The sequence below is a fragment of the Pseudarthrobacter sp. AL07 genome, from assembly GCF_029960665.1.
Lineage (GTDB): Bacteria > Actinomycetota > Actinomycetes > Actinomycetales > Micrococcaceae > Arthrobacter.
The window spans coordinates 1-9,159 of sequence record NZ_JASBRB010000047.1 but is presented as its reverse complement, the minus strand read 5'-3'; the positions used below and the strand labels follow the sequence as shown (position 1 = coordinate 9,159).

Annotated in this window: 10 protein-coding genes; 3 read left to right on the top strand and 7 right to left on the bottom strand. The window is 59.3% G+C overall.

The genetic code is table 11. From position 1 onward, the window contains the following. Positions 1-368 precede the first annotated feature (368 nt). The 7 genes from QK290_RS17900 to QK290_RS17870 all read right to left on the bottom strand — a co-directional run bounded on the left by QK290_RS17900 (position 369) and on the right by QK290_RS17870 (position 7,012). Positions 369-1,370 (bottom strand): DUF3445 domain-containing protein, encoded by a 1,002-nt coding sequence (locus tag QK290_RS17900; protein ID WP_282332003.1) that lies wholly within the window; start codon positions 1,368-1,370, stop codon positions 369-371. After that, a complete protein-coding gene (locus QK290_RS17895; RefSeq protein ID WP_282332002.1) occupies positions 1,367-2,353 on the bottom strand; it encodes a PDR/VanB family oxidoreductase in 987 nt (328 codons plus the stop codon). The genes QK290_RS17900 and QK290_RS17895 overlap by 4 nt, the downstream gene beginning before the upstream one ends. Then, a complete protein-coding gene (locus tag QK290_RS17890) occupies positions 2,350-2,832 on the bottom strand; it encodes a dimethylamine monooxygenase subunit DmmA family protein (protein WP_282332000.1) in 483 nt (160 codons plus the stop codon). The genes QK290_RS17895 and QK290_RS17890 overlap by 4 nt, the downstream gene beginning before the upstream one ends. A 9-nt stretch (positions 2,833-2,841) precedes the next feature. After that, positions 2,842-3,222 carry a cupin domain-containing protein gene (locus tag QK290_RS17885; protein WP_282331999.1) on the bottom strand — a complete coding sequence of 127 codons (381 nt, stop codon included), beginning with the start codon at positions 3,220-3,222 and terminating at the stop codon, positions 2,842-2,844. Between the two features lie 426 nt (positions 3,223-3,648). Continuing rightward, complete coding sequence (locus tag QK290_RS17880) at positions 3,649-5,133, bottom strand: APC family permease (protein ID WP_282331998.1); 1,485 nt, start codon at positions 5,131-5,133, stop codon at positions 3,649-3,651. A 485-nt stretch (positions 5,134-5,618) separates the two neighbouring features. Beyond that, the gene (locus tag QK290_RS17875; RefSeq protein ID WP_282331997.1) at positions 5,619-6,326 is read right to left on the bottom strand and encodes a cache domain-containing protein; all 708 of its coding nucleotides are present in this window, start codon (positions 6,324-6,326) and stop codon (positions 5,619-5,621) included. Further along, positions 6,323-7,012: an FCD domain-containing protein gene (locus tag QK290_RS17870; RefSeq protein WP_282331996.1), complete on the bottom strand. Its 690-nt coding sequence runs from the start codon at positions 7,010-7,012 to the stop codon at positions 6,323-6,325. Before QK290_RS17870 ends, QK290_RS17875 begins: the two co-directional genes overlap by 4 nt. A gap of 354 nt (positions 7,013-7,366) precedes the next feature. Between QK290_RS17870 and hxlB the strand changes: the two genes are divergently transcribed. The 3 genes from hxlB to QK290_RS17855 all read left to right on the top strand — a co-directional run bounded on the left by hxlB (position 7,367) and on the right by QK290_RS17855 (position 9,012). Further along, complete coding sequence (hxlB, locus tag QK290_RS17865) at positions 7,367-7,966, top strand: 6-phospho-3-hexuloisomerase (RefSeq protein ID WP_282331995.1); 600 nt, start codon at positions 7,367-7,369, stop codon at positions 7,964-7,966. Positions 7,967-8,021: 55 nt separating this feature from the next. Further along, positions 8,022-8,645, top strand: coding sequence for a 3-hexulose-6-phosphate synthase (hxlA, locus tag QK290_RS17860; protein ID WP_282331994.1), 624 nt, complete (start codon positions 8,022-8,024; stop codon positions 8,643-8,645). A 151-nt stretch (positions 8,646-8,796) separates the two neighbouring features. Beyond that, on the top strand, positions 8,797-9,012 hold the full coding sequence (locus QK290_RS17855) for a hypothetical protein (protein WP_282331993.1): 216 nt from the start codon (positions 8,797-8,799) through the stop codon (positions 9,010-9,012). Positions 9,013-9,159 lie beyond the last annotated feature (147 nt).

Sequence of the window (9,159 nt, the reverse complement as noted above, 5' to 3'; positions counted from 1 at the left end):
CGGCCCGGGAAATCTCGTCGCGGGAGAGCGGATCGAGAGGGTGCGCTACCCCAACCTCGGTGTGGATTTCAGTGGTGAGAGTCATGGTTTTCTCCTTGGTTCTTTCTTGAGGATGAGATCCCTAAGGACTGATAGGCGAATTGCCCCGTGACATGGGTGGCGTTTTGCGAATACTTGGCAGTCCACCCATATGCTTGAAAGCCGCCTGGAGGATGCCGGGCCTTGCCGGCGGAGCTCAACTCCGAACTCCGTTGACGTGATGCCGGTCACGTGTTCCTCTTGCAGCCAAGCTACGTGAAATAAATCATTTAGTCTAGCTTTTTTTATGCATATTCTTTTATTGCCTCTTTATGGCGCGATGCCGGGGTTTAGCGGGCGAGCAGCCAGTCAGATGCAGCTTTGCGGTAGCGGATGATGCCCTTGTATTCGGCCATGTCGTCCGGCAGTTCGGCCAGCACATGGCCCATCTTTTCCCGCCACGCAGGTACCCGGGCAATGTCGGTGAGCGGCAGGAGATGGGTCCGGACCAGGAACAGCAGGGCGCCGGAGTGCGGGAGCCGGATCAAGTGCTGCACTTCCACCCGCAGGTGTAGCTTCTCCGGCATGGCAGGATCGTCGGCTATGGTGGTGCGGTCGGGGCCCCATTCAGGGTACGTTTCCGTGGAGGTATCCATACGCCGGCCTATGGTCATGGTCCAGTTGGTCCGCCGAAATTGTTCCCCGGGCTGCAGGCGCAACAGGAACTGCTCGGCCCGGCTGGTGATGCGTTCTTCCTTCACTCGCGGGACGGGATGGTGGATTTCAAGAAAGTTCATGCCGACGTCGAAAGCGAATGACCAGTCGGCGGCGAAGGTGACCAGGCCGGCATCAAGCCACAACGTATCTTCGCGGATATCAAGAAGAATGATGTCGTCCTGGATCTGCGTGCCGAGGAACCGCAGTGGCCCCTCCGGCAGCGAGCTGTCGTCTCCTACGGTGAATTCCACCTCGAGGTTCTGCAGACCGTTACGCCAACGGCAGATGTTCCCTTCCCGATGGAAAGACATCGTATCCGGGTAGTCTTCGGCCATGGAGGACAGCAGGGTGGTGAGGGCGTCCCACACCGCCGTTCGCATGTGGGGGAGGACATTCACGCGGGAAGGGTCGCGGGTCAGCACCTTGGCGCGCTCGGCCAGTTCATCCAGATAGTGTTCGTCGATGTCCACGAGATGGGCGCCCCAGGCGCCCGCCTCTGTCGGCGCTGTCTTGGTGGCTGGTTCGACGTTTGCGCTGTACCGGTAGGTGTCAGAGGCAAAAGGAAAGGGAAAGCGCCTGATCCGTTCCGGGAGGAGGGCGGCGTCAGGATCGGTTTCTATGATCGTGCTACTCAAAGGTCCAACTCCAATTCTGGGTCGTTGCTACGCGAAACGCAGGACATCATTGTGTTGTTCGCGGCCTTTTCCTGCTCGGATAGGTAAAGATCCCGGTGCTGGGGTGCGCCGCGAAGCACCGGCAGGACGCATTCGCCGCAGATGCCTTTGCGGCACATATTGGGGATGCTTTGCCCTGCTGTTTCAAGGGTCTCCAGCAGCGAAACGCCGGCTGGAACTTCCAAGCGAACGCCGCTGCGTGCCAGATGCACCGTAAAGGGTTCGCCCGCGTCCAGTTCAGCTGCGCCAAAGGCTTCTGAATGGAGCCGGGCGGATGACCAGCCATGGCCTCGGGCCTCTTCCAGGACCGCATCCATGAAGACAACCGGACCGCACACGTACAGGTGGGTTCCGACGGGCTGCGTTATGAGCGCTTCCGCCAGAACGTTTTGGAAACTGCCCCGGTCAGTGCACTCGACCAAAGCGATCAACCCGGGCCCGAGCAGTTCCCGCGCTTCCGCTACGTGGGCGCCGGCGTCTGGCCGGTGCACGTAGATCATCGTTGCTGTGGAGTCCCGTTCCACCGCGGCCCTGGCATGTGAAAGAACCGGCGTGATCCCGATTCCTGCAGCAACAAGCAGATGATGCGTCGCTGTTGATGCGGGAGCAAAAGCACTCCGGGGGCGCGCAACATAAACACGATCACCGACGCAAAGCCGGTGCATGGCTAAGGAGCCGCCGGCTCCTTCGCCGACCCTCAGGACAGAGATGCTGTATTCGGACGGCGCGTTGCCTGAGCCTGTCAGTGAGTATGCATTGACGCCGTTTCCCCATTGGACCACAAGGTGGCTCCCCGGGACATAGGAGGGCAACCTTCCACCTTCCGGGGCAGCCATCGTGATGCTGACAATCGATTCCGTCTCGCGGCTGACGTTTGTCACCTCCAGCTGGAGGCCTCCTTCCACCGCCGGGTGGACACGGGGCTGGAGCGCTATGGCGGTCATGCTGCCTCCTCGGCGTGGGCTGAGTAGCCCAGGTATGCGCCTCTTCGTCGGGAAAAGTGATCAGCGATGGTCAAGGTGGTGGCGCATCCTTGACACTTCACCTCGGTGCCGGCCGCCTCATCAACGGTGGTGGTAAGGCAATGCGGGCAATAAACAAACCGGGGTCCGGTTTCCTGGGGCAGGAGGGTTACCTCCTCGCCCAGAAGTCCGCAGTCTGCTGCGGCTGCTGCGGCTGCACGGATATCCGTCGGAGGGCCTGCGAGTATCAGACGGACGCCTACACGGGAACCGCTGAGCACAGACTTGAGTTCCGAGAGGCTCTCGGCGGTTGCCGATTCGAAATGGAGATCGTACCGGGGCTGGCCATTGGTGTCTGGAAGCGCGGTGTCATCTGAGGATCCGAAAGATACACAGATGACACCGCGGAAACCAGGTTCCAGGCCGTTGCCGGCTGCTGGCGGCATGGACGCGGAACGCATGGTCGGTCTTTACGGTGCGAAGGTGCGGTCGCCGGCGAAGAACCCCAGGCCATACTCGGGGGTTTCGAACTTGACGGTTGTGCCTTTGGGGAAGAACAGCACGTCGCGCTCCTTCGCGTGAGTCACTTCGCCCGTGGTCTGGTCCGTGAGGATGAATTCTCCCTTGATGACGACCTTCATTTCGTCGTAGGTGTAGGTGTACACCAAGGGCTCCGAGGCCTTCAGTTCGAAGAATCCGGCGCACATGACCGACCCCTCCGGGTTATGGAGGGAATCGCCGATCGCGGCGACCGTTCCCGGCTCGTCCATGGACGGGAGGCCGATGAAGCCGTTCTGTACCTTGTGGATCGATCCGGCCTTGGTCAGTGTTCCTACGAGGGTGGTTTCCATGGTGTCTCCTTTGACTAGTGGTGTGTAAAAGATGGGGTTCCGGGAGAGGTTGTCTTCAGGGATAACCAACTGAGCTCTAATCCGAGCCCTTGCTGGTGTGATGCGAGTCACGCTCCTCGTCCCATCTGCAAAGCTACGGCACTTAATTCATCTAGTCCAGTCTTTTTTAGAAAATTACGCCTTGGGATTTAATGTTTATTTTTCTTGGGAACTATTGACACGTAGGGAACTGCCGGAAAAGCGCCACGGTGGATGCCGGGCCCTCGTAAGGGCGCGGCATCCACCGTGAAACAAGCGCCTACCACTGTCCGTCCTGGTGCGCCGGGCTACAACAACGCCTGTACTACCCCGTCATGCGTCAACCCCGGTGGACATGATCGGGACACGTGTGCAGGACTCTTCCGGCGGAATCCCCGGCCGGTTACGTCACCTGGGATGTGGAACCGGTCGAAGATCCCCGGCGTCGTGGTCTGAAGATGGAGCTGTGGCTGCTTTGTCCTTCAGCCGACGGGATTCACGCTGGGTATACAACCAGATGGGCAAATAGAGCGATAGTACGAGGAAACCAACCCAGGTTGAGGTCCAACCGACCTCCAGGCTGTTCAGGTACACCACGCCCACCAGGCATAGGGGTAGATTGAACAGTCCAAAGAGCAGGGCAACCTTTTTCCAGCCCTTCGGTGCTTTGAAGGGCCGTTCGAGGTTGGCGAAGGACGGGTGATTCTTAGCCCTGACATATGCGAACAGGCTGATGCCGTTGGCGCAGGTGTAACCAATTGCGGACGCTGCGAGTATTGCCGCCGGCGTTCCCATCGAAATCAGTACCAGGTTGAAGGCCCCGATGACCAGCATCGCGACAAACGGAGTGCCCTGGCGGTTCGTCTTGCCGAAGACCCTGGGGAGGTTGCCTTCGCTCGACATGGAGTGCATGGCGCGGGAAGAGCCCAGATAGGCCGTCTGGATGATGAGGATCATGGCGGCGATCAGCATGATGATGGTGATCATGGTGCCTGCCTGGCCAAAGACGGCCTGGGCCACTGGAATCAGGGGCGACAGGGGCTCGGCCAGTACACCCTCAACACCAAGCACGCCGATCACCGCGGATTGCACTAAGACAAATGAGAAGAAGCAGATGATGCCGCACGCATAAAGCGCTTTGGGGACATCCCTGGACGGGTTCTTGTATTCGGGGCCGTAAATGGCTGCTGTTTCCCAGGCGCAGGCACTCCACTGAGCGATCGCAAAGATGCCAAAGAGAATCAGGATGTGGTGCATGTCCCAGGCCCAGTCGGCCGGCATCCAGCTGCCGGTGATGTTTGCCATGTCGACTTTCCCGGTCGCGAAAGGCGCCACGGTCAGGACAACCAGGGGTATAAGAGAGAACGCAGCCAGGATGTAGCCCAGTTTGGCGCCGTCCTTGAGGCCGAACCAGTTGACGATGAACAACCCGGTGAAAATCACCAGGCCTGAGATCAGTGCGAGCTGGTACTCGGTGAATGTCTCGGCCAGAACCGGAAACAGCCCATGCAGGTAACCGCCCACCAGGATGGAAAAAATTGCCAGTACAGGATTCCAGGCGAACCAGTAGCTCCACGCACTGAAGCCACCGATCAGCTTGCCCTTGTCGTACTTGCCCTTGTAGTTCTCCGTCCGGAATACATGCTGGGCGAACCCCGGCAGGCCGGAAGCCTTGGGGAACGTGGTGGCCATCTCGGCATACGCGGTGCTCTGCATAAAACCCTGAAGGACCGACAATCCCCAGATAAGAATTGCTGCGGCGGACACATACATCGGCAGATAGCCCAATGAGGGCAGAATCAGCAAGGGCACACCTAGCGCAATGGCCAAACCCTGCTTCCAGTCGATCGACCGTTCCAGGTGATCGGTGCCGTCTGAACGATTTTCACTCATAAAATCTCCCTAAAACTACTCTAGTCGTCTCTGACTTCTTCGTTATGGAACTCTTTTTCTTGAATCTTCCACTGGCGGTGCAAGAACACATCTGTCCAGCCCGGGATGCGGTATCACGGCGCTATCCGGCAGCACGATCTTGCAACTGCATGCAGGTCCGGACGGCGGACTGGCAAGTAAAACGAGGCAGGCTCCGGTGCGCGCAGTGGTAGCGCCAACGTGCTAGGCCGACAGGTGCGGCAGGGGGGTCGCTCGCAAAAACACCTTCAGGGTTGAGCTCTCGTGACGTGGACAAGGGTGATGTCCGAGCCCGGGAAATTCTTCCTCTGGTGCCGAAAGACTCGTGACTGCTCCGATGTATGGCATGTGAAACAGATCACCCCCAGAGGTTACAGCCTAAAAGCTCTATTGCGATAGCTTTTATTCGCCGAACTTTTTCCAGCTTCGGTGCAACCGACGTTGACCGTGCCTGGGAAAGTTCGCCCCTAGACAGCGAAAATCAGGGAAAGCCCAAGATGGGGGACGTCCAGGGCCATCCGATGCTGGTCGGGAACATCGGATTTAATCCGCTCACCAACGAGGTATAAACCGGAGTTGCCGAGAATGACGCGGTTGCTGGCATTGACGAGGGCCGCATCTCCGGGAATGGCGCGCAGAGTGGGCATGATGAGGGGTTCCAGGTCCCTGATCCGGATGTCGCATGCGGCCACGCCCGTGAAGCGCCCGTGAACGGAAAGCGGGGCCGCAAATGTCAGGATGTATTCCTCGAAGCCGAGGAAGTCCACATATGGCCCCCATACACTCTGCTCACCTGTGGAAGCGGCGGTGGAAAAGAAGGGCAGCTTCTCATAGTCGTAATATCTGCTGCTGCCTGGAGTCATGTCGAGGTCGAGCCTGCCGATGGTGCCGTGTTCCTTGCGGGCCCACCAGTCCAAAGCCGGCACCCCCTCCTCGATGGTTTCCACGGCGAAGAAGGTCCCGGCGCCGGCTGCGTAGCTGTTCTTCGTCAGGAAATCCCGGGGATATTCATCCAATCCCTTGAGGACCGCCTTGCCTGCTTTGGACTTGCCGGCGAGATTTCGTTCAAGGAGGGAGGAAACGTCGCTGGAGAGCTTCTTGACCTCCGTGCAGACGCCGCTCATCCAGGAAGAAAGGTCAGATGCAGCATGTACGACTTCAACGGTGGGCTTCATTGACCATCCTGGTTTGATTGGGCATAGCCGAGGGTCAGTTTCTGGTCTATCAGATGAAAAATGTTCCGTCTGATGTGCTCAAGGATAAGGTTTTGGGCCTTCTCCGGCTGGTCTTGGGCTACTGCCCGGACCAATTCCAAGTGTTCTGCGGTTGCCTGCTCAGGGTCAAATGCCACCGTGAGGGGAGTCCAAAGCTGCTGGACTGTTTCTTCCTGAAGCCGTATTTCCGCGTTGGCGAGCCTCGGCGATTGCGCGGCTATTGCCAGCTCGATGTGGAAGCGGCTGTCAGCAGGTGCACGCACTTCGGGGGTGTCGGCCAGAATTAATGCCCGCGCAAGTTCCTGAAGTCGCTCGAAGTCGTGTGCTTCTGCGCGCTCACAGGCCAGACGGACGGTGGTGGCTGCTATAGCGGAATGTTCGTCACCGATGTCACGTATTTCCGAAATTGACGTCGAGAGGAACCAATCCCGAATGACGTCCTTCTGCGTACGAGGCTGGTTGAGCACGAAGGTTCCCCCACTTCGGCCCCTGCGGGTCTCGACGATCCCCCGCTCGCGCAGTTCCCCCAAAGCTTCGCGAAGAGTGGCGCCGCCAACCCCAAACATTTCCGAGAGGGCCGCTTCGGGTGGCAAGCGTTCGCCCACTTTAAGCAGCCCAAGGCCGATGGCTTTGGTAATTCTGTCCACAATCGCATCGGCCCTCTCGATTTCGGGCAGGGACCGATAAATCTGGGACTGGATTGATGACGGCGAGGCCAAAAGTCTGCGCTCCGGAAAATGGGTACGGGTCGATCAATGACAAGCAGTCCGGAGTACGTGAGTGGACTTAACTCGTTCTCCAGAGTCTATGCAACGAATGCTACAAACCTGCGGCTTTTCGACACTCCCCAGCCTGCGTCTCGGCACCACCAATCCTAAAGTGTAGTCAGAACCGTCAAAAAACAGTGTTACCCCCGCCCTTTCGCTTCGGGAGTATGGATACCAACCACAAAGCATCGTTCGACCGGATCCCGGCCGACGACCGAATGGAAGGGACAAAACGTGACTCCGACAGTAAATACAACGCTCACCGGATACAGCACCACCGGTGACATTGTCCGGAATCTCGCTCTTGTACAGGACGAGATCGCGGACACAGCGGCCAAGATCGACGAGCAGCAGATCGCCGACGTGGCCCGCCACCTTAGCCATCCTGGCCGGGTGTTCGTCGCCGGAGCCGGCCGAAGCGGCCTGGTGCTGCGGATGGCTGCCATGAGGCTGATGCACCTTGGCCTGAACGTCCACATTGCCGGTGACACCACCACGCCGGCAATCGCCTCCGGTGACCTGCTTCTGGTGGCCTCGGGATCGGGAACGACCTCGGGAGTAGTCAAGTCAGCAGAAACAGCGGCGAAGGCCGGAGCGCGGATTGCGGCGTTCACCACCAGCCCGACTTCACCTCTCGCCGGGCTTGCTGACGCTGTGGTGATCATTCCCGCCGCGCAGAAGACCGACCACGGCTCCAGCGTTTCACGCCAGTACTCCGGGTCGCTCTTCGAGCAGGTACTCTTCCTCGCCACTGAAACCCTGTTCCAGTCCCTGTGGGACAACACCGACGTACCGGCCGAAGAGCTCTGGCTCCGCCACGCCAACCTCGAATAACCGAACCACAATTTTTCACACCCACTGCAGTTCCCAACAGAAGGAAAACAACACCATGAAACTCCAAGTTGCTATGGACGTCCTGACCACCGAAGCCGCCCTCGAACTGGCCGGTCAGGTCGCCGAGTACGTCGACATCATCGAACTCGGCACCCCCTTGATCAAGGCTGCCGGCCTCTCCGCCGTCACCGCCGTCAAGAACGCCCACCCGGACAAGATCGTCTTCGCTGACATGAAGACCATGGACGCCGGCGAACTCGAAGCCGACATCGCTTTCAAAGCCGGTGCCGACCTGGTCACCGTGCTCGGCTCTGCCGACGACTCCACCATCGCCGGCGCCGTCAAGGCAGCCAAAGCCCACAACAAGGGCATCGTCGTTGACCTCATCGGCGTGGCAGACAAAGTCACCCGCGCCAAGGAAGCCCGCGCTCTGGGTGCCAAGTTCGTGGAGATGCACGCCGGTCTCGACGAGCAGGCCTTGCCGGGCTTCGACCTGACCGGGCTGCTCCGCGCCGGCGCAGAAGCGCGCGTTCCGTTCTCCGTCGCTGGCGGCGTGAAGCTCGCCACCATCGAAGCAGTCCAGAAGGCCGGCGCCGACGTAGCCGTCGTCGGAGGCGGTATCTACAGCGCGGCCGACCCCGCACTGGCAGCCAAGCAGCTCCGCGCCGCCATCAGCTAACCAGCCGGAATGTCTTGACTGTACTGCCCGCGGAGATACGTCACCGCGGGCAGTACACGTTCGGTGTAAGAACCAAAAAAACAACACACCCCAAGGATGAGGGGTTTGGCATAGTGGGGGATCCGGATCCCTGGAAAGGATGCTGTTCATTATGCGTAGTCAGGCCACACCCAATTTGGAAGTCATCGTTACCGAGCCTGGTCGACTTAACGAGTTGCTCGACCATGCAGAAGCCGCACTCCGCCAGGTAGCCACCCCTCATTGCTATGCCGGCATTCTGGTCACCCGCCATGATCCCAGCCGGTACACCCTCGCACTCAGCGACACCGTTCCCTATGGGGAGACCCGCGAGCAGATACTCTCGTGAGCGTCGGTCGGCTGCCGCACTGCCTTGCCGAAAGTTAGAAGCAACCATGTCAGTTACTTACGTTGATTCAAGTGTGAAGTCTGGACTTAAGTCTGGCCGTAACCCGTTGCGGGATCCGCGTGATCGTCGTCTGAATCGGATTGCCGG

Coding starts and splice junctions, on each gene's coding strand:
- QK290_RS17890 (WP_282332000.1), bottom strand. CDS start 2,832: ATGCGTTCCGCGTCCATGCCGCCAGCAGCCGGCAACGGCCTGGAACCT.
- QK290_RS17895 (WP_282332002.1), bottom strand. CDS start 2,353: ATGACCGCCATAGCGCTCCAGCCCCGTGTCCACCCGGCGGTGGAAGGA.
- QK290_RS17885 (WP_282331999.1), bottom strand. CDS start 3,222: ATGGAAACCACCCTCGTAGGAACACTGACCAAGGCCGGATCGATCCAC.
- hxlA (WP_282331994.1), top strand. CDS start 8,022: ATGAAACTCCAAGTTGCTATGGACGTCCTGACCACCGAAGCCGCCCTC.
- QK290_RS17855 (WP_282331993.1), top strand. CDS start 8,797: ATGCGTAGTCAGGCCACACCCAATTTGGAAGTCATCGTTACCGAGCCT.
- QK290_RS17880 (WP_282331998.1), bottom strand. CDS start 5,133: ATGAGTGAAAATCGTTCAGACGGCACCGATCACCTGGAACGGTCGATC.
- QK290_RS17875 (WP_282331997.1), bottom strand. CDS start 6,326: ATGAAGCCCACCGTTGAAGTCGTACATGCTGCATCTGACCTTTCTTCC.